Origin of the sequence: Roseburia sp. 1XD42-69, from assembly GCF_003612565.1 — a bacterium.
Lineage (GTDB): Bacteria > Bacillota > Clostridia > Lachnospirales > Lachnospiraceae > Roseburia_B.
On the sequence record NZ_RAZG01000002.1, the window covers coordinates 49218 to 68355 of the forward strand.

Genomic DNA, 19138 nt, shown 5'->3' on the forward strand with positions numbered 1-19138 from the left:
ACGAACAAAACAATAAGAAAACACGGACTGCAAACAGAATCATAGGAGGAATCAATGAGATCCAGATATTTAAGGTTAGTCAGCTTGTTTACAGCAGGCGTTATAATGACAGCATCACCCGCAGAGGTTTTGGCAGATACAGGAGTAACCGCAGGCATTTCAGATGCGATTACCACAAATTTAGAGGAAGAAAACAAGGTCAATGCAGGCATTTCATCTGAAATTGCGGAGTGCATTGACGTCTCCAATGCAATGGCAGAGGTTTCCAAGGGGGAGGACGCCACCACTATGCTGGCAAATATTCCCCAGATGTGTGGATATACCAATCTGGGAATTGCAAAAGTGGAGGGAAATTTAAATGTGCGCCAGGGCCCCAGCGAGGATTCCGAGCTGGCAGGAAAGATGCCGGGAAATGCGGGGTGCGAGATTTTAGGCGTGGAAGGAGACTGGACAGAGATTAAATCAGGGGAAGTCTCCGGGTATGTAAAAAGCGAGTTTCTTTTAAACGGCATGGCTGCCAGGGATTATGCCCCGGAAGTAATGTCCACCATTGCCACCTGTAATACGGAGACTTTGCGTGTCAGGGAAGAGCCTAATACGGAATGCGAGATTATGGCCTTAATGGCAGTAGGGGAAGAAGTGGAAGTACTTGAGGATCAGGGAGACTGGCTGAAAGTCAGCGTAGACAGTGAAGTGGGATACGTGAGTTCAGACTATGTGGAAGTCTCCAACGAGCTGACAAAAGCCATGACCATGACAGAGGTGAAATACGGCCAGGGCGTATCGGACGTAAGGGTTGACCTTGTCTCCTATGCATGTCAGTTTGTGGGAAATCCCTATGTTTGGGGAGGCACCAGCTTAACCAACGGCGCAGACTGTTCCGGATTTACCTTATCTATTTTTGCAAAATACGGGATCTACCTGCCCCATTCCTCCGCAGCCCAGGCAGGGTGCGGCAGAAGAATCAATGCCAGCGAGGCGCAGCCGGGAGATTTGTTCTTCTACGGCAGCGGCAGCAGAATCAGCCATGTGGCAATTTACATTGGCAACGGACAGATTGTCCATGCAAGTTCCAGAAGAACAGGCATTAAGATTTCCAATGCGTATTACCGTTCCCCTATCTGTGTGGTGCGTGTATTAGATTAGTATTCTCTGGCATTTGCCAGTGTTACAAAATAAATGGTTTACAACAGAAGGATTCTGTGCTAAACTAAACAAGTGTGAAATTAGCCCATATTCGGTGGATGGACACTCCGACCTTCCGCTGAGTATCTCTTATCAGGGCGATTAAGAATTAGGAGGATTTATCATGATAGCAAAAGACAAGAAACAGGCAATCATTGCAGAGTATGGCAGAACACCGGGGGACACAGGTTCACCGGAGGTACAGATTGCGATTCTTACCGCAAGGATTCAGGAACTGACAGAGCATTTAAAAGCAAATCCCAAGGATCATCACTCCAGAAGAGGACTGCTTAAAATGGTAGGTCAGAGACGTGGACTGCTGGCATACTTAAAGAAATGCGATATTGAGAGATATCGTTCTCTCATTGAGCGCTTAGGTATCAGAAAGTAATGAGTGTTTCCAAAATAGGGCGGAGTTTCCTTCCGCTCTATCTTTTTGTGAGTTTAAAAAGTCATGACATTTGCAGCAGTTCTGTTTTGGAACGGCTGCTGTAACAGGCAAAAGAAAAGCCCGAGACCACTGATATGGGTATCCCTTGGGTATCTGTATCAGTAGTTTCGGAGGCTTTTGCCATAATAAGCAAAAAAAGGAGATAAAAATTATGTACAAAAGTTTTTCAATGGAGCTTGCCGGGAGAACCCTAACGGTGGATGTGGACCGTGTGGGCAAACAGGCAAATGGATGTGCGTTTATGCACTATGGCGAGACAACGGTGTTGTCCACGGCAACGGCGTCGGACAAGCCCAGGGAAGGGATTGATTTCTTCCCATTAAGCGTGGAGTTTGAGGAAAAATTATATTCCGTAGGGAAAATTCCCGGAGGATTTAACAAGAGGGAGGGAAAGGCATCCGAGAATTCCATTTTGACTGCCAGGGTGATTGACCGCCCCATGCGCCCTCTGTTTCCAAAGGATTACCGCAATGACGTGACATTAAATAATATGGTAATGAGCGTGGACCCGGAGTGCCGCCCGGAGTTGGTGGCAATGCTTGGCGCTGCGATTTCCACCTGTATTTCCGACATCCCCTTTGACGGCCCCTGCGCCATGACCCAGGTGGGAATGGAAAACGGGGAGTTTATTATAAATCCCTCCCAGACAAAGTGGGATACCGGGGATTTAAAACTTACCGTAGCCTCCACTTCCCAGAAAGTGATTATGATTGAGGCAGGCGCAAATGAGATTCCGGAAGATAAAATGCTCGAGGCAATCTATATGGCCCACGATATCAACCAGACGATTATTGAATTTATCAATAAAATCGTGGCCGAGGTAGGAAAAGAAAAGCATACTTATGAAAGCTGTGCCATTCCCCCGGAAATGTTTGAAGAGATGAAAAAAATCGTAACTCCGGCGGATATGGAGGAGGCTGTTTTCACCGACGTAAAACAGGTGCGTGAAGAGAATATTAGAGAGATTACGGAAAAATTGTCAGAGGCATTTGCAGAAAACGAAGAGTGGCTTTCTGTTTTAGACGAAGCTGTTTACCAGTACCAGAAAAAGACTGTGCGGAAAATGATTTTAAAAGACCAGAAGCGTCCCGACGGCCGTGCCATTCACGAAATCCGTCCCTTAGCCGCAGAGGTGGACTTAATTCCGAGAGTCCACGGCTCCGCTATGTTTACCAGGGGACAGACACAGATTTGCGATGTGGTTACCTTAGCACCCTTATCAGAAATCCAGAGGGTGGATGGGTTAGACGAAAATATTACAAACAAGCGCTATATGCACCACTACAATTTTCCCTCTTACTCCGTGGGAGAGACAAAACCTTCCAGAGGGCCGGGACGCCGGGAAATCGGCCATGGTGCCTTGGCGGAGCGGGCGCTTATACCTGTGCTTCCCACTGTGGAAGAGTTTCCCTATGCCATCCGGGCGGTATCGGAGACATTTGAATCAAACGGATCCACATCCATGGCATCCACCTGTGCATCCTGTATGGCTCTTATGGCGGCAGGGGTGCCCATTAAGAAAATGGTGGCGGGAATTTCCTGCGGCCTTGTGACAGGGGATACGGACGATGACTACCTGGTGCTTACGGATATCCAGGGGTTAGAGGATTTCTTTGGGGACATGGACTTTAAAGTTACCGGTACGAAAGACGGTATCACCGCAATCCAGATGGATATTAAAATCCACGGGCTTACCAGGCCCATAGTGGAGGAAGCTATCAGAAGGACGAGGGAGGCCCGGTTCTTTATTATGGACGAGTGTATGTCAAAAGCCATTACAGAGCCCAGAAAAGAAGTAAACCAGTATGCGCCGAAGATTGTACAGATTCAGATTGACCCCATGAAAATCGGGGACGTGGTGGGCCAGAGAGGCAAGAACATCAATGAGATTATTGAGCGCACCGGGGTAAAAATCGATATTACCGACGACGGGGCAGTTTCTGTGTGCGGTACAGATGCAAAAGCTATGGATTTGGCGGTGGATATGATAAAGACCATCACCACGGATTTTGAGGCAGGACAGCTTTTCACGGGAAAAGTCATAAGCATTAAAGAGTTTGGGGCTTTTGTGGAATTTGCACCGGGAAAAGAGGGAATGGTACACATTTCCAAAATCTCCAAAGAGCGGATTAACCGGGTGGAAGATGTATTAACCCTGGGTGATAAAGTGACAGTTGTGTGTCTGGGCAAAGACAAGATGGGAAGAATGAGCTTCTCCATGAAAGACGTAAAGGATACACAGAAAAATTAAAAATCATGCATGGTATAGGCCCTCATAAACAGCGTTTATGGGGGCTTTGTGGTGAAAAATATGAAAAAAGTGTTATTTTATGGCTCACTGGCATTGTTCCTTGGGATAATCGGGTATTTTTTTGCGGCCTCCTGGGGGAAAAACAGCCTGGTGATAAACGAAATCAGCGGAAGCCCGGTGAGAGTCGGTGAAGATAATGAGGAGATGGACTGTGATTATGTGGAACTTTACAATCCCGCTGGTTTTTCCCTGTCCCTTCAGGACATGTACCTCTCCGACGACAAAAAAAATCTGCAAAAAATGGACCTGGGGGAATATACCATTCCCGGAAAGGGATACCTGCTCATTGAGTTGAGGGACGGGGAGTCGCCTTTTTGCATCAAAGCCTCTGGGGAACATATTTATCTCTCCTGCGGCCGCAGGGTGGTGGATGATGTGGACTGCGGGGAGACGGATATGGAAAAAGTGTACGCCAGGGCAGGAGACGGGGCAGAGGAGTGGGAGTATCAGCGCCCTACCACGGGAAAGAGCAATGCCGGGGCATTTCTCTCGGCAAGTGTGCCTTCCCCAGAATTTTCTGCGCCAAACGGGTTTTATGAAGAGCCGTTCCTGCTGGAAATCTCTGGAAAAGAGGGAGATAAAATTTATTATACCACAGACGGAAGCAGTCCCGACGAAAGTTCGGCACTTTACACAGGGCCTGTGAAAGTGGAGAACGTGTCCTACCGGGAAAACAGATGGAGCCAGGTGCAGAATGTGGTGGAGGACTGGAAAGAATATGAGCCGGATTTGACCCCGGTGGATAAAATCTTTGTGGTGCGGGCCCTTGCAGTGGATGGTTCAGGAAATAAGAGCAAAGAATCCGTGGGGACTTTTCTGGTGGATATGGAGGAATACCAGGGGAAAAAAGTGGTGTCCCTTGTGGCGGATGAGGAGGATCTCTTTGGGGAAGAGGGCATCTATGTCACAGGGAAAGACTATGACAAGTGGTATGCTTCCGGGCAGAAGGGGGATAAGCCTCCCACAAATTTCGGAAAACACGGAAGGGACTATGAGATTCCTGCATCTTTTTCCTTTTTGGAAAAAGGGGAGGTCTCTACCCAGAACGTGGGGATACGCATTCAGGGGGCATCGGCAAGAAAAGTACCCAAAAAGCGCTTTTCCGTGTATGCAAGAAAAGAGTACAGCGGGAGCAGCTATTTTGAAAAGGAGCTCTTTCCTGGGAAAGAGACCCACTCCATTGTCCTTAGAAATGGTTTTGCAGATGCCCTCGTGTCAAAATTAATCACCAGAAAAAGTGTGGCGGTGAAAGACGCAGAGCCTGTGGCTGTTTTTTTAAACGGAGAATTCTGGTACGATACCTTTATGCAGGAAAAATACTCAGATTCCTTTTTAAACCAGGTCTATGGGGTAAAAAAGGACGATGTCATAATTGCCCATGACGGTGAAATTGAAGAGGGGGTTGAGGAGGACGGAAAATTTTATGGGGATATTTACGCCTACTACAGCACCCATGACTTTACAGAGCGGCAGGGATATGAGGGGTTTAACCAGGTACTTAATATACAAAGTTATATCGAATACCTCTGCGCCAACATTTATCTGTGCAATATGGATGTCAGCGAGAGAAAAAATTTTATGATGTGGCGTGTGCGCACTCCGGGCAGGGGGAATTACAGCGACGGGGCATGGCGTATGATGCTCTACGATATGGATGCCCTGGAGTGGAAAGATACGCTTTGTGAGGCATATCAGGTGGATACCATGGCAGAAATCAATTCCTTCCGGGAAAAAATGCCCACAGTGGGAGATACTTCCTACAACAGCCAGGGAATTTATATAACTTTAAAACAGAATCCCCAGTACAGAAGAGATTTTGTCACAACCTTTATGGATTTGGTGAACACGGATTTTAAGCCGGAGAGGGTGGAAGAGCTTTTAAATAACTGGGGGGAGGACATTACCTGGAACGATTCCTTTTTTGCCAGACGAAAGGACTATATCTGTCCCTTTCTTGCGGAAGAATTTGAATTAAAGGGCACGCTGGAAAATGTTACGTTGGAGTGTGAACATCCGGAGGGAGGAACGGTAAGGCTAAATACCTTTGAACCACAACTAAAAGGGGGAAGTTTTACCGGGGAGTATTACACAGATTATCCCGTCACAGTAACTGCAAAGGCAAAAAAAGGCTACCGCTTTGAGGGATGGAGCGGCGCCGTATCGAGCAAAGAATCCTCTATCGAAGTTTTGCCCCAAAAAGGTGGGATTTCATTAAAAGCCACATTTGCCAGGGAGGAAGAAAATTGAAAAGAAAAATGAAAATAATTTTAACTTATATCCTTCTATCTGTAATATTCTGCTCTTCCTGTGGAGATAAAAGCAGGTCTGTCGCTGTGAATACTTCCTATGAGCCGCCGGAAGAGAGTTTTTGTGAGATAACGGCCCTGGATCTGGACACAGGGGAGGAGGGGGCCAAGGAGGTGGCTTTTTCTGAGGAAGACGGTGTCTGTGATATCACGGAGGGAGGAACCTATGTGTTAAAGGGGGATTATGAGGGACAAGTCCGCATCGATGCCAAGGAATATCCCGTGCATCTGATTTTAGAAAATGCAAGGGTCAAATCTTACCATGGGCCTGCCCTGCATATCCTTTCCGCAAGCAAAGTGGTATTGACGGCAAAAGAGGGAACGGAAAATGAATTTCAGGATTCTCCGGATTACGGCCAGGCAGGGGATGCCAACGGCTGCATATACTCCGAGACAGATGTGAGCATAAACGGAACAGGCTCCCTGTTAATTTATGGGAACAAAAAATCCGCTTTAAGCACTAAAGGCTGCGTTAAGGTTTTGGAGGGAAAAATTGGGGTGCAGTCTAAAAAAGACGGGATCCGGGCCAATGACGGCATCTTTCTGTCCCCAGAAGAACTGGAGGTGAAAAGTGAGGGAAACGGCATTGTCACAAGAAAGTCAGGAAAAGACGGAAAAGGTTTTTTAGAAGCCTGCGGGGGAAAGATTTCTGTGGTGGCGGGGAAAAATGCAGTCTTATCTGCCGGAGACTTGTTCATCCGGGACTGCAGCCTTACCTTAAAAGGGATTCTCTCCGATTATTCCTGTGAGGGGGAGTTAAAGATTCAAAAAGGATGTATTGCCAATGAATAAATACAGACATGAATATAAATATCTCATAGACAGCAAGGAGATGGCTGTCCTAAACATAAAAGCCGCAGGAATTTTGCAGAGGGACTCCCATGCAGGCAGGGAGGGAAGCTATTTTATACAAAGTCTTTACTTTGACGATATGAAAAACAGCTGTTACAGGGAGAATGAGGCGGGGACGGACCCCAGGTCTAAATTTAGAATCCGCTATTACAACAGGAATACTGAGAGCCTTAAACTGGAGAAGAAAAGCAAGATAAGAGGGATGACAAGAAAAGAATCCTGCTCCATTACCAGAGAAGAGTGTGAACTTTTCATGGGCGGAGGGGTGCCGGAAATCTCGCCGGAATTTCCCCGGGAAAAGCAGATGCTCTTTGGGGAGATGAAGGTGAGGGGGCTTATGCCAAAAGTAATTGTGGCCTATGATAGGATTCCTTTTGTGGCCCCGGCGGGCAATGTGAGGGTTACCTTGGATTCTAACCTGGTTTCTTCCGGGGAGGTAGAAAATTTTCTTTTGGAAAAAAGGATGCAAAGGCCGGTGCTTCCCGGGGGAAACAGCGTTTTAGAGGTGAAATTTGACGAGTTTCTTCCCTCATATATAAAAGAAGTCCTTGCCCTGGATTCTCTTGCCTGGACAAGTTTTTCCAAATATTACCTGTGCAGAAAATACAATACGAATGGAGGAGTGTTATGAGTTTTCAAGATGTGTTCCGCAAATCCTTTTTAGAGGGATATGCTTCTTTGGATATTCAAATCGGAGAGATTCTTCTGTGTATGGTTTGTACCCTTTTACTTTCCATATACATTTTTCATGTGTATAAAATGTTAAATAAAAATTCATTTTATAATAAAAATTTTAATTTGTCGCTTATTGCCCTGGCATTGATTACCGCCGCCGTGATTCTTACGATACAGTCTAATATTGTGGTATCCCTGGGTATGGTAGGCGCGCTGTCCATTGTGCGGTTCCGCACGGCGGTTAAGGAGCCTTTGGACTTGGTTTTTCTTTTCTGGTCTATCAGCGTGGGGATTATCTGCGGGGCAGGCTTTGCCATGATAGCCCTGATTTGTTCCGTGCTTCTCACATTGACGGTGTTTCTTTTTTCCAGATATTCCGGGGGGAAGACCTCTCTGATGCTGGTGGTAAATGCAAAAGATTACCGCAGCGAGGAAGGGATTATGGAGATAGTGGAAAAAAACTGCCAGTACTATAAGACAAAGGCCAGAAATATGACAAAAGACCATTTGGATATGGTGATTGAAGTCAGGGTGAAGGAGGAAAAAGTACTGATTCAGGAACTTATGGCTTTGGATTCCCTGGTATCTTTTTCCCTGGTGGCCCATGACGGGGACGTGACCTTGTAAAAAGTACATTAAATTTTACAAACAATTAGGGAAAAACTGCATACACTGATAGAAAAAGGGTTTTTATGGATCAGGTCCGAAAAAAGCTAAGAGTGGATGATGCCAGAAGAAAAGGGTTTCGGGGCTTGGGAGTGACAGTGGCGGTAATGGACACAGGGATTGTGCCTCACCCGGATTTTGACAGCAGAATTGTGAAATTTAAGGATTATACAAGAGGTATGAGGAAAATGTATGACGACAATGGTCACGGCACCCATGTGGCAGGAATTATTGCAGGCAGCGGAAAAATGAGCCATGGCCTCTACCAGGGAATGGCGCCGGGGAGCAGTCTTTACATACAAAAAGTGCTGGATCGGAAAGGAAACGGCAACACGGGGCAGATGCTCTCCGCCATTGATGAAGTTATAGAGGAAAAAGAGAAATATAATATCAGAATTTTAAATATATCCGTGGGAATGCTGCCAACGGCGGACGATTCGGAGAAAGAAAAATTGATGGATGCGGTGGAAAAAGCCTGGCGGGCAGGAATTGTGGTGGTGGCTGCGGCAGGAAACAACGGGCCGGGAAGAAATTCCGTCACCATTCCAGGGCAGTGCAAGAGCATTATCACTGTGGGCAGCATAGACGACTATAAAGACCAGGGCCATGCCAAAGGGCCAAAGGCGGGCTACAGCGGCAGAGGCCCCACGGACTGCTGTGTAGTTAAGCCTGAGATTTTAGCCCCCGGCACCTCCATAAAAAGCTGTTCTTACCACGGAAACGGCTATGAGATGAAAAGCGGCACCTCCATGTCCGCCCCGGTGATTTCCGGGGCCATTGCCCTTCTTTTGGAGAAATACCCCAGGCTCACTCCAGCCCAGGTAAAACTGAAATTTTACGAGAGGGCGGTTATGATACGGGAGGTAGAAAAACAGGAGTGCTGGGGTGTAGTGTATCTCAACCGATTGTTGTAGGATTAAAATCAAGTTTTAATTTAATTTTAATTAAAACAAGATTTAAGAAAAATAAGAAATAAATACATCTAACAGGTAATGGGAAAAGTCTGCTTTCTCAATGTCCTGTTTTGCAATGATGTCCACAGTGCCGATTTCTTCCGTGCCCAGTTTGTAAATGATTTCTCCCACTTTCTCCCCCTCTTTCACAGGGGCCTCCACAGATTCCGGGAGGGAGAGTTCTTTTGTGATAGCTGAAAAGTCTTCCCCCTTCACAGACAGGTATTGAAACTGGTTGGCATAGGAGAGGGAGAGGGAATTATTTACCCCCCGCTTTACAGGGATGGAAGTGTTGCCCTCTTCCGGTTCGTCTGTATAAATACGGCATTTGGAGAATCCGTAATTTAAGAGGGTGGAGGCGTCGGAAAACCTGTTTTTGGGGTTTTCAGCACCCATTACCACCGCAATCAGTTCCATTCCGTCTTTCTCCGCTGTGGCGGAAAGGCAGAATTTGGCCAGGGAAGTGGAACCGGTTTTAAGCCCGGTGGCATATTCGTACTGCCGGATTAACTTATTTGTATTGGCCAGGCCGAATTCTTTCTGGCCCTTGGCGGTATTGTGGGTAAAGGAGTCCATCCAGATGGTGCAGTAGTCGTGGATTTGGGGATGTTTTACCGTGAGCTCCCGGGACATTAAGGCGATATCGTAGGCGCTTGTCATGTGGTCATCCACATCCAAGCCGCAGCAGTTTACAAAATGGGTGTCTTTCATGCCAAGGGCTTTGGCCTTTTCATTCATGGATGCCACAAAGGCTTCTTCGCTGCCACCGACAAATTCCGCCATGGCGACGCTTGCGTCATTGGCGCTGGCAATGCTGATACATTTAATCATGGTTTCCACATCCTGGGTCTCACCGGCCTCCAAAAATACCTGGGAGCCTCCCATGCTGGCCGCATGTTCGGAGACAGTAACTGTATCATTTAGATGAAACTTCCCCTGCTCCAGCGCCTCAAATATTAAATTTAAAGTCATTATTTTGGTTATGCTTGCCGGATGCCTTACTTCATGGGCATTTTTTTCATAGATGATGGTTCCGGTGCTTGCTTCCATCAAAATGGCGCTTGGGGCTGTGATGGAAGCGGAGACGGCTTCGTCTGCAGCAAATTCCCCGGACTGTGACTCCGGGGGATTGGAGCTTTGGGTAAAAAACAGAAAATTGGAAACCGGGGAAAAAATTCCCGGCAGGCAGGATGTCAGAAGAATTTGGCAGCACAATAAAAGGGATAAGAGGGTATGCATAGTGTAACCTCCATAGGTTTTCTACTATTAGTGTAAGAACAAATGAGAAAATTTATGACCGAAACTTGAAATTCTAAGGAAAATCTACTAGAATAGTGCTTGGACTGTAAAAAATCAGGAAAAAGAGAAGAGAAAAGAGATATGGAATTAAGTGTGAAACTGGAAGCTTTTGAAGGGCCTTTGGACCTTTTGCTTCACCTGTTGGAAAAGAATAAAGTCAGTATATACGATATTCCCATTGTGGAGATTACGAATCAGTATCTGGAATACATCCAGGAGATGAAACGCCAGGATTTAAATATTATGAGTGAATTTCTGGTGATGGCTGCGACTTTAATTGCCATAAAGTCCAAAATGCTCCTTCCCAAAGAAGAAAAGGAAGAGGAGGAGGAGGAAGACCCAAGGGCGGAATTGGTACAGCAGCTTTTAGAGTATAAAATGTACAAATGTATGTCCTTTGAATTGAAGGACAGGCAGGTAGACGCCCAGAGAGTGCTGTACAAACTTCCCACAATTCCTCCAGAGGTGGAGGCTTTTGAGGAGCCTGTAAATTTAGAAGAATTAATGGCAGATTTAACTTTATCAAAGCTAAATAATATTTTTCAGTCCGTCCTTCGCAGGCAGGAGAATAAAATAGACAAAGTTCGTTCCCAATTCGGGAAAATTGAGAAGGAAGAGGTCTCTCTCTCTGACAAAATGACTTTTCTGGAAGGGTATGCCAAAAGCCACAAGCATTTCAGCTTCCGGGGGCTTTTGGAGGGGCAGAGCAGCAAAATGGAAGTCATCGTCAGCTTTCTTGCAATTCTGGAATTAATGAAAATGGGAAAAATTGCAATCACCCAGGAAAATCTTTTTGATGATATCGCAATAGAGTCAAGGATTGCCGCATAGGAGACATGTTTATGGAAGAAAAAGAATATAAGACAGCCATCGAGGCAATTTTGTTTACCATGGGGAATTCCGTGGAGCTGGAAAAAATTGCCGCAGCCCTGTCGCTGGATATGGAGAAAACAAAGGAATATATGGAGAGCTTAATGGAGGAATACAAATCCATGGAGCGGGGGATACAGATTGTGGAACTTGACGGGGCGTACCAGATGTGCACCAACCAGAATATGTATGAGTATTTAATCCGCATAGCAAAACAGCCCAAAAAGCATGTGCTCACCGATGTGCTCCTTGAGACGTTGTCGATTATAGCATACAAACAGCCGGTGACAAAGGCGGAGATTGAAAAAATCCGTGGGGTATCCTGCGACCATGCGGTGAGCAAACTGGTGGAATATCATCTTGTGTGTGAGCTGGGGCGCTTAGAGGCTCCGGGGCGTCCTATGATGTTTGGCACCACGGAGGAATTTCTGCGCAGCTTCGGCATTCATTCCCTGGAGGAGCTTCCTGAGATGAATCCTTTGCAGATGGAGGAATTTAAGCAGGAGGCAGAGAGGGAAGCGGAGCAGGAAATTGTCACGACATAAAAAATTTGAAAAAATTTCAATTTGGGTCTTCCCTTTTTGAAAAAATCTGTTATAATATTTCTCAGCGGGGTATGGCTCAGTTTGGTCAGAGCGCACGGCTGGGGGCCGTGAGGTCGCAGGTTCGAATCCTGTTACCCCGATTGTAAGTTTTTCTTTTGTTTGCAGGTGCCCAGGCACCTGCTCCTTTCTTTTTACAGAAGATTTTTTGGAGATTTTATTTTTCCCTGTGAGAATTCTTTTAAGCGGGGAATAAGAGACAGGCAAAGGCCATACTATTTTTTTAACAGATGCCAGGATGTGTGCTATGAAACGTATCGGAAAGATGATGTTATCTCTTATTCTCTTTGGAGTTCTTTTGTTTGGTTCTGCCATGGCCGCCTTTGCAGAAGGCGGGGAGGCTGTTTTAGATGAAAACAAGTTATATGCCCGGTCGGCAGTGCTTATGGATGCCGATTCCGGGCGTATTTTATATGAAAAGGACGGGCATAAAAAAATGCCCATGGCAAGCACCACAAAAATTATGACCTGCATCCTTACCTTGGAGAGCGGAAAGACGGAAGAAATAGCGGAAGTTTCATCCCACGCAGCCTCCATGCCCAAAGTCCACTTAGGGATGCGGGCAGGGGAGCGCTACCGCATCAAAGACCTTTTGTATTCTTTAATGCTTGAGTCCCACAACGATTCGGCGGTGGCCATTGCGGAACATGTGGGTGGCAGCGTGGAGGGATTTGCGGAGATGATGAACCAAAAAGCCGCAGAGCTTGGGTGTAAGGACACCTTTTTTATCACCCCAAACGGCCTGGACGCCCAAAAAGAAATTCCCGGTGAGGAGGGGAGTGTGACTGTGGAACATTCCACCACAGCGGCGGACCTTGCCAGAATTATGAGTTACTGTATTGTAAATTCTCCCCAGAGAGATGATTTTTTGGAGATTACAAGGACACCTTCCCACAGTTTTTCCAACCTGAAGGTAAAAGAGGGAGGGGAGGCTGTGTCCGGGGGACGGAAATTTTCCTGCAATAACCACAATGCTTTTTTGTCCATGATGGAGGGGGCCTTAAGCGGAAAAACAGGGTTTACGGGAAAAGCGGGGTACTGTTATGTGGGCTCCTTAAAGCGGGAGGACAAAACATTCGTGGTGGCTCTTTTGGCCTGCGGATGGCCAAACAACAAGACCTATAAGTGGTCGGATACAAGAAAGCTGATGGAGTACGGCCTCTCTTCCTTTGAAAAAAAAGATTTCTCCAAACTGCCGGTAAACCAGGGCTGCCTGAAAGACATCCCCGTATCCATGGCGGCCACGGATTATCTTTTTGCCAGCGCAGGGACGGGGGTGGAAATTTCAGATAAAACCCCGGCGCCTGTCTTGCTTTTAAAAAAGGGGGAGGAGATAGAGGTTTCCTATAAGGTGGAGAAACATCTTTTCGCACCTGTAGAAAAAGGCCAGGTGGTGGGAAAAATAGAATACCGGCTGGGAGAAGAGCTTTTCTGGGAGAGGGAGCTTGTGGCCAGGGACAGTTGGAAAAAAATAAATTTTGCCTATTTCATCCGCCAGGTATACAGGGCTTATTTTTCATAATAGATAGAAACGGGCCGAATTTGAGAAAAAATTTTGTACAGATTGTGATAAAATTAACAATTTTCTATTGAAAAATGTCGGGAAAAAGTATAGAATTAATCTAGCGAAATTTTTTTATTATTAAATAATAGATGGAGGGCAAAAAATGGGTAGTAGTAACAACAGCTTAGCTATGCAGCGCATTGCTAAGTTACTTGATGAGAACAGTTTCATGGAAATTGGTTCTCTTGTGACAGCAAGAAGCACAGATTTTAACTTGTCTGATACGGACACACCTTCCGATGGTGTGATAATCGGACATGGTTTAATCGAAGGCAGCCTGGTATTTGTATACAGCCAAGATGCATCCGTATTAAACGGCACCATAGGAGAGATGCATGCAAAAAAAATTGCATCTGTATATGATATGGCTATGAAAATGGGGGCGCCGGTTATCGGTATGTTAGACTGCGGCGGTTTCCGTCTCCAGGAATCTGTGGACGCATTAAACGGACTGGGTGAGATTTTTGCAAAACAGACACAGTCTTCCGGGGTTATCCCCCAGATTTCCGCAGTGTTCGGCACCTGCGGCGGCGGTCTCGCCACAGTTCCGGCGCTTTGTGATTTCAGTTTCATGGAATCCGAAAAAGGCAAAATGTTTGTGAATTCCCCCAATGCCATTAAGGGAAACAGGGCAGAAAAGTGCGACAACTCCAAGGGTGATTTCCAGGCGGAGGAGACAGGCGTAATCGACGGTATCGGAACAGAGGACCAAATCTTATACTCCATACGGGAACTTGTGACATTCCTTCCCTCCAACAATAATATGGGAGGTCTCAGCCAGGAGTGCGGGGATGATTTAAACCGCATGTGCAGCAATATGACACAGATGAAGGGAGATCCCCGTTTTGTGTTGAGCGAGATTGCCGATGACCATATTTTCTTTGAGACAAAGAAAGAATTTGCAAAAGATATGGTGACAGGTTTTATCCGTTTAAACGGTGCGACCATCGGAGCCGTGGCAAACTGTACGGAAATCTATGACGAAGAGGCAAATAAAACGGATACTTTTGACAATGTTTTATCTGCAAAGGGACTGAGCAAAGCAGCAGAGTTTGTAACATTCTGTGACGCTTTCGACATTCCTGTACTAACACTCACAAATGTAAAGGGTTACAAGGCATGCATGTGCAGTGAAAAACGTCTGGCAAAGGCTATGGCAAGTCTTACAAGCGCATTTTCCAGTGCGGACGTGCCCAAAGTCAATGTGATTGTGGGAGAAGCTTTTGGGGGAGCATATGTTACCATGAACTCCAAATCCATAGGTGCTGATTTAGTTTATGCATGGAATGATGCAAAAATCGGTATGATGGACGGAGAACTTGCAGCAAAGATTATGTATGCGGATGAAAGCGCAGATGTGATTGGCCAGAAAGCAAAAGAGTACAATGAATTACAGTCAAACGTACTCTCCGCTGCCAGAAGGGGATATGTGGACTTGATTATTGAGCCGGAGACAACCAGAAAATACCTGGTGGCAGCATTTGAGATGCTTTACACAAAGAGCGTTGTCACAGCTAGCAAAAAACATGGTACAAAATAATAGAAAGGTGAAGTTTCATGAAGAAAAAAATATTTCTGATTGCCGCCATATGCTTATGCATGTTGGGGCTGGCTGCATGTTCTAAAACGGATCCTACAAAAGTTGACTACAACGGACATTCCTATGATGAGCTGCAGTCTACCTGCCAGGGAACCGTGCAGACGCTGGTTTCCATGTCAGATGAGGACAGGGCATATCTTTTGTCATCCGGGTCAGAGCAGATTACGAAACTGGTGAATAACTGGGATGATTTGACAGAGCAGTATGGAGCTTTTGTGGAGTTTGGAGATTTTGAAATCACAAAGTCCGGCAAAACGCTTACAGCAGAACAGACACTTCAGTTGACAGACCGTAAGGCGATCCTTACATACGTGTACACGTATCACAACATGGAAGTGGAAGACATTACAGTAGATGCCATCTATTCATTGGGAGAGACAATGAAAAAGGCGGGACAGAATACCCTTATGGGTATCTTAATCGTATTTTCCGTGCTGATTTTAATCAGCCTGATTATCTCCTGCTTTAAGTTACTTTCCAATGTGGAGAAAAAAGAAACCCCTGCAAAAGAAGAGAAGAGCCCGGTGGTGACACAGATTGCCCAGAGGGAAGAGCAGGCGGATGACACAGAGTTAATTGCAGTGATTGCAGCGGCAGTCGCAGCCGCAGAGGGAACTTCTGCAGACGGATTTGTAGTGCGTTCCATTAGAAGAAGATAATATTAGGAGGATTTATAAAATGAAAAATTATACAATTACCGTAAATGGAAATGTTTATGATGTTACTGTAGAAGAGGCAGGCAGCACAGGGGCAGCACCTGCGCCAAGAAAAGCAGCACCTGCGCCCAAGGCGGCAGCAGCGCCTGCACCTGCAGCAGCTTCCGGTGCAGGAAATGTAAAGATTGAGGCAGGGGCAGCAGGAAAAGTATTTAAGATTGAAGCTTCTGCGGGACAGGCGGTAAAGAAAGGCGATACCGTATTGGTTCTTGAAGTTATGAAGATGGAGACGGCTGTGGTTGCACCGGAGGACGGAACAGTGGCAAGCATCAATGTATCTGTAGGAGATCAGGTAGAAGCAGGAGCATTACTGGCAACATTAAACAACTAATATCAGGAGGTTAACACAATGGATTATGTAATTGATACATTAGGAAACCTCTTACACCAGACGGCCTTTTTTAACTTGTCCTGGGGCAATTATGTAATGATTGCCGTGGCATGCGTATTTTTGTTTCTTGCGATAAAGAAAGGCTACGAGCCATTGCTGCTTGTTCCCATTGCATTTGGTATGCTTTTGGTAAATATCTATCCGGATATTATGATAAGCCCGGAGGAGAGCAGCAACGGTGTAGGCGGTTTACTGTACTATTTTTATACCCTGGATGAGTGGTCGATTCTGCCGTCCTTGATTTTCATGGGTGTAGGTGCCATGACGGATTTCGGTCCCCTGATTGCAAACCCAATCAGTTTCCTTCTCGGGGCAGCGGCACAGATTGGTATTTTCTCAGCTTACTTACTGGCAATTTTACTTGGATTTAACGATAAAGCGGCAGCGGCGGTTTCCATTATCGGAGGTGCGGACGGTCCTACCTCAATCTTCCTCGCAGGAAAGTTAGGGCAGAGCGGCCTGATGGGGCCCATTGCCGTGGCGGCATATTCTTACATGGCTCTTGTGCCCATTATCCAGCCGCCCATTATGAAACTTTTTACTACAAAGCAGGAACGTGCCATTAAGATGAAAAACTTACGTCCTGTTTCAAAGCTGGAGAGGATTTTATTCCCTATTGTGGTTACCATCGTGGTATGTTTACTGCTTCCCACCACAGCTCCCCTGGTAGGTATGCTGATGTTAGGTAACCTTTTCCGGGAATCCGGAGTTGTGCGCCAGCTTACAGAGACAGCTTCCAATGCAATGATGTACATTGTGGTTATTCTCCTTGGTACATCCGTAGGTGCTTCCACCAGCGCAGAGGCATTCTTAAATTGGAGTACAATTAAAATTGTAATTCTTGGACTTGTTGCATTTATATGCGGTACGGCTGCAGGTACTTTATTTGGTAAGCTTCTCTGCAAAGTGACAAAAGGAAAGATTAATCCTCTGATTGGTTCTGCCGGGGTTTCCGCAGTGCCGATGGCAGCCCGGGTTTCACAGAAAGTGGGAGCCGAGGAGGATCCTACCAATTTCCTTCTCATGCACGCCATGGGACCCAATGTTGCCGGAGTTATCGGTACGGCAGTAGCCGCCGGTGTATTTATGGCAATCTTTGGAATTTAGCGTATTGAAATCGGTTTAAAAAACGGAATCACCGGAAAATATTGAGAGGAGAAAATCATGTCAGAAGTTGCTAAAAAACCTATTAAAATAACAGAGACGATTTTGCGTGACGCACATCAGTCTTTAATTGCCACAAGAATGACAACGGAACAGATGCTTCCCATTATCGATAAAATGGATAAAGTGGGATACAATGCTGTAGAGTGCTGGGGAGGAGCTACCTTCGATGCATCCCTCCGCTTCTTAAAAGAAGATCCCTGGGAGCGTCTTAGGAAATTAAAAGAAGGATTTAAAAACACAAAACTTCAGATGCTGTTCAGGGGGCAGAATATCTTAGGATACCGTCCCTACGCAGATGATGTGGTGGAGTATTTTGTACAGAAATCCATTGCCAACGGAATTGATATCATCCGTATTTTTGACTGTTTGAATGATATCCGCAATCTCCAGACGGCTGTTACTGCATGTAACAAGGAAAAAGGCCATGCACAGGTGGCATTGTCTTATACTTTAGGAGATGCCTATACCTTAGAGTACTGGATGGATATGGCAAAACGTGTGGAGGAGATGGGGGCAAATTCCCTGTGTATCAAAGATATGGCGGGTCTTTTGACACCATATAAGGCGGAAGAATTGATTAAGGCGTTAAAATCTTCCACCAATATTCCTATCGAGCTCCACACCCACTACACTTCCGGCGTGGCTTCCATGACATACATGAAAGCTGTGGAGGCAGGGGTGGATATTATCGATACCGCTATGTCACCTTTTGCCCTGGGTACCAGCCAGCCGGCCACAGAGGTTATGGCTGAGGCATTCCGGGGTACGGAATATGACCCGAACTTTGACCAGATGCTCTTAAAAGAGATTGCAGATTACTTCCGTCCTATGAGGGAGGAGGCATTAAAGAGTGGTTTGTTAAATCCCAAGGTGCTTGGGGTGGATATCCAGACACTTTTGTACCAGGTGCCCGGCGGAATGTTAAGCAACATGGTTTCCCAGTTAAAAGAGCAGAATGCAGAAGACAAGTACATGGATGTTTTGGAGGAGATTCCAAGGGTGAGAAAAGACTTGGGCGAGCCGCCGTTAGTTACCCCTTCTTCCCAGATTGTAGGTACCCAGGCTGTGTTTAACGTTCTCATGGGAGAGCGCTACAAAGTTGCCACAAAGGAGACAAAGGATGTGCTTTTAGGCAAATACGGCCAGACCGTAAAGCCATTTAATCCGGAAATTGTGGATAAGGTTTTGGGAGAGGAAAAGAAAAATGCCATTACCTGCAGGTATGCAGATTTGCTTGAGCCGGAGTTAGATAAGATTGAGGCGGAGATGAAACAGTGGAAACAGCAGGATGAGGATGTGTTAAGTTATGCACTGTTCCCACAGGTTGCCACCGATTTCTTTAAATACCGGGAAGCCCAGCAGAAGGGGGTAGATGCCAGCGTGGCAGACACCAAAAACGGAGCTTATCCTGTGTAATATAACATAAGAAAAAGGGAGTGTATGTCGCCTTGGTGATATAGACTCCTTTTCCTTTTTTGGGGGGAAATTGCTCTTGGACAAATTATCTAAAAACACTAGACAGAAAAGATG

At 46.0% G+C, this 19138-nt stretch carries 17 protein-coding genes and 1 tRNA gene; 17 read left to right on the forward strand and 1 reads right to left on the reverse strand.

Annotation, left to right across the window (positions count from 1 at the left end; all coding sequences use genetic code 11):
* Positions 1-105 precede the first annotated feature (105 nt).
* The 8 genes from D7Y06_RS01600 to D7Y06_RS01635 all read left to right on the forward strand — a co-directional run bounded on the left by D7Y06_RS01600 (position 106) and on the right by D7Y06_RS01635 (position 9360).
* Positions 106-1146: a C40 family peptidase gene (locus tag D7Y06_RS01600; protein ID WP_243119035.1), complete on the forward strand. Its 1041-nt coding sequence runs from the start codon at positions 106-108 to the stop codon at positions 1144-1146.
* Positions 1147-1309: 163 nt separating this feature from the next.
* Positions 1310-1576 carry a 30S ribosomal protein S15 gene (gene rpsO / locus D7Y06_RS01605; RefSeq protein ID WP_120406086.1) on the forward strand — a complete coding sequence of 89 codons (267 nt, stop codon included), beginning with the start codon at positions 1310-1312 and terminating at the stop codon, positions 1574-1576.
* Between the two features lie 211 nt (positions 1577-1787).
* Positions 1788-3887 carry a polyribonucleotide nucleotidyltransferase gene (locus D7Y06_RS01610; protein ID WP_120406087.1) on the forward strand — a complete coding sequence of 700 codons (2100 nt, stop codon included), beginning with the start codon at positions 1788-1790 and terminating at the stop codon, positions 3885-3887.
* Between the two features lie 60 nt (positions 3888-3947).
* Positions 3948-6194: a CotH kinase family protein gene (locus D7Y06_RS01615; protein WP_147415562.1), complete on the forward strand. Its 2247-nt coding sequence runs from the start codon at positions 3948-3950 to the stop codon at positions 6192-6194.
* Positions 6191-7045, forward strand: coding sequence for a carbohydrate-binding domain-containing protein (locus tag D7Y06_RS01620; protein WP_158591189.1), 855 nt, complete (start codon positions 6191-6193; stop codon positions 7043-7045). The genes D7Y06_RS01615 and D7Y06_RS01620 overlap by 4 nt, the downstream gene beginning before the upstream one ends.
* Positions 7038-7736, forward strand: a complete 699-nt coding sequence (locus D7Y06_RS01625) for a polyphosphate polymerase domain-containing protein (RefSeq protein WP_120406090.1) — start codon at positions 7038-7040, stop codon at positions 7734-7736. Before D7Y06_RS01620 ends, D7Y06_RS01625 begins: the two co-directional genes overlap by 8 nt.
* Entirely contained in the window at positions 7733-8407 is a 675-nt protein-coding gene (locus D7Y06_RS01630) for a DUF4956 domain-containing protein (protein ID WP_120406091.1), read from the forward strand. The genes D7Y06_RS01625 and D7Y06_RS01630 overlap by 4 nt, the downstream gene beginning before the upstream one ends.
* Positions 8408-8472: 65 nt before the next feature.
* Positions 8473-9360 carry a S8 family peptidase gene (locus tag D7Y06_RS01635; protein WP_120406092.1) on the forward strand — a complete coding sequence of 296 codons (888 nt, stop codon included), beginning with the start codon at positions 8473-8475 and terminating at the stop codon, positions 9358-9360.
* A gap of 42 nt (positions 9361-9402) precedes the next feature.
* Here the strand turns inward: D7Y06_RS01635 and D7Y06_RS01640 are convergent, their stop codons facing one another.
* Positions 9403-10638, reverse strand: a complete 1236-nt coding sequence (locus D7Y06_RS01640) for a D-alanyl-D-alanine carboxypeptidase family protein (protein ID WP_120406093.1) — start codon at positions 10636-10638, stop codon at positions 9403-9405.
* 141 nt (positions 10639-10779) lie between these two features.
* Here D7Y06_RS01640 and D7Y06_RS01645 point away from each other — a divergent pair, with 141 nt between their 5' ends.
* From D7Y06_RS01645 to D7Y06_RS01685, 9 genes are all read left to right on the forward strand, one after another.
* The gene (locus tag D7Y06_RS01645; protein WP_120406196.1) at positions 10780-11529 is read left to right on the forward strand and encodes a segregation and condensation protein A; all 750 of its coding nucleotides are present in this window, start codon (positions 10780-10782) and stop codon (positions 11527-11529) included.
* Between the two features lie 11 nt (positions 11530-11540).
* Positions 11541-12113, forward strand: a complete 573-nt coding sequence (scpB, locus tag D7Y06_RS01650) for an SMC-Scp complex subunit ScpB (RefSeq protein WP_120406094.1) — start codon at positions 11541-11543, stop codon at positions 12111-12113.
* Between the two features lie 65 nt (positions 12114-12178).
* Positions 12179-12253: transfer RNA gene (locus tag D7Y06_RS01655), tRNA-Pro, on the forward strand.
* A 164-nt stretch (positions 12254-12417) separates the two neighbouring features.
* Positions 12418-13692: a D-alanyl-D-alanine carboxypeptidase family protein gene (locus D7Y06_RS01660; RefSeq protein WP_330566331.1), complete on the forward strand. Its 1275-nt coding sequence runs from the start codon at positions 12418-12420 to the stop codon at positions 13690-13692.
* 145 nt (positions 13693-13837) lie between these two features.
* Complete coding sequence (locus D7Y06_RS01665; RefSeq protein WP_120406096.1) at positions 13838-15274, forward strand: acyl-CoA carboxylase subunit beta; 1437 nt, start codon at positions 13838-13840, stop codon at positions 15272-15274.
* 17 nt (positions 15275-15291) lie between these two features.
* Positions 15292-15993 carry an OadG family transporter subunit gene (locus D7Y06_RS01670; RefSeq protein WP_120406097.1) on the forward strand — a complete coding sequence of 234 codons (702 nt, stop codon included), beginning with the start codon at positions 15292-15294 and terminating at the stop codon, positions 15991-15993.
* 19 nt (positions 15994-16012) lie between these two features.
* On the forward strand, positions 16013-16381 hold the full coding sequence (locus D7Y06_RS01675; protein WP_120406098.1) for a biotin/lipoyl-containing protein: 369 nt from the start codon (positions 16013-16015) through the stop codon (positions 16379-16381).
* 18 nt (positions 16382-16399) lie between these two features.
* Positions 16400-17548: a sodium ion-translocating decarboxylase subunit beta gene (locus D7Y06_RS01680; protein ID WP_120406099.1), complete on the forward strand. Its 1149-nt coding sequence runs from the start codon at positions 16400-16402 to the stop codon at positions 17546-17548.
* 57 nt (positions 17549-17605) lie between these two features.
* Positions 17606-19024, forward strand: coding sequence for an oxaloacetate decarboxylase subunit alpha (locus tag D7Y06_RS01685; protein WP_120406100.1), 1419 nt, complete (start codon positions 17606-17608; stop codon positions 19022-19024).
* Positions 19025-19138: the final 114 nt, after the last annotated feature.

Coding starts and splice junctions, on each gene's coding strand:
- D7Y06_RS01600 (WP_243119035.1), top strand. CDS start 106: ATGACAGCATCACCCGCAGAGGTTTTGGCAGATACAGGAGTAACCGCA.
- rpsO (WP_120406086.1), top strand. CDS start 1,310: ATGATAGCAAAAGACAAGAAACAGGCAATCATTGCAGAGTATGGCAGA.
- D7Y06_RS01610 (WP_120406087.1), top strand. CDS start 1,788: ATGTACAAAAGTTTTTCAATGGAGCTTGCCGGGAGAACCCTAACGGTG.
- D7Y06_RS01615 (WP_147415562.1), top strand. CDS start 3,948: ATGAAAAAAGTGTTATTTTATGGCTCACTGGCATTGTTCCTTGGGATA.
- D7Y06_RS01625 (WP_120406090.1), top strand. CDS start 7,038: ATGAATAAATACAGACATGAATATAAATATCTCATAGACAGCAAGGAG.
- D7Y06_RS01630 (WP_120406091.1), top strand. CDS start 7,733: ATGAGTTTTCAAGATGTGTTCCGCAAATCCTTTTTAGAGGGATATGCT.
- D7Y06_RS01635 (WP_120406092.1), top strand. CDS start 8,473: ATGGATCAGGTCCGAAAAAAGCTAAGAGTGGATGATGCCAGAAGAAAA.
- D7Y06_RS01640 (WP_120406093.1), bottom strand. CDS start 10,638: ATGCATACCCTCTTATCCCTTTTATTGTGCTGCCAAATTCTTCTGACA.
- D7Y06_RS01645 (WP_120406196.1), top strand. CDS start 10,780: ATGGAATTAAGTGTGAAACTGGAAGCTTTTGAAGGGCCTTTGGACCTT.
- scpB (WP_120406094.1), top strand. CDS start 11,541: ATGGAAGAAAAAGAATATAAGACAGCCATCGAGGCAATTTTGTTTACC.
- D7Y06_RS01660 (WP_330566331.1), top strand. CDS start 12,418: ATGAAACGTATCGGAAAGATGATGTTATCTCTTATTCTCTTTGGAGTT.
- D7Y06_RS01665 (WP_120406096.1), top strand. CDS start 13,838: ATGGGTAGTAGTAACAACAGCTTAGCTATGCAGCGCATTGCTAAGTTA.
- D7Y06_RS01670 (WP_120406097.1), top strand. CDS start 15,292: ATGAAGAAAAAAATATTTCTGATTGCCGCCATATGCTTATGCATGTTG.
- D7Y06_RS01675 (WP_120406098.1), top strand. CDS start 16,013: ATGAAAAATTATACAATTACCGTAAATGGAAATGTTTATGATGTTACT.
- D7Y06_RS01680 (WP_120406099.1), top strand. CDS start 16,400: ATGGATTATGTAATTGATACATTAGGAAACCTCTTACACCAGACGGCC.
- D7Y06_RS01685 (WP_120406100.1), top strand. CDS start 17,606: ATGTCAGAAGTTGCTAAAAAACCTATTAAAATAACAGAGACGATTTTG.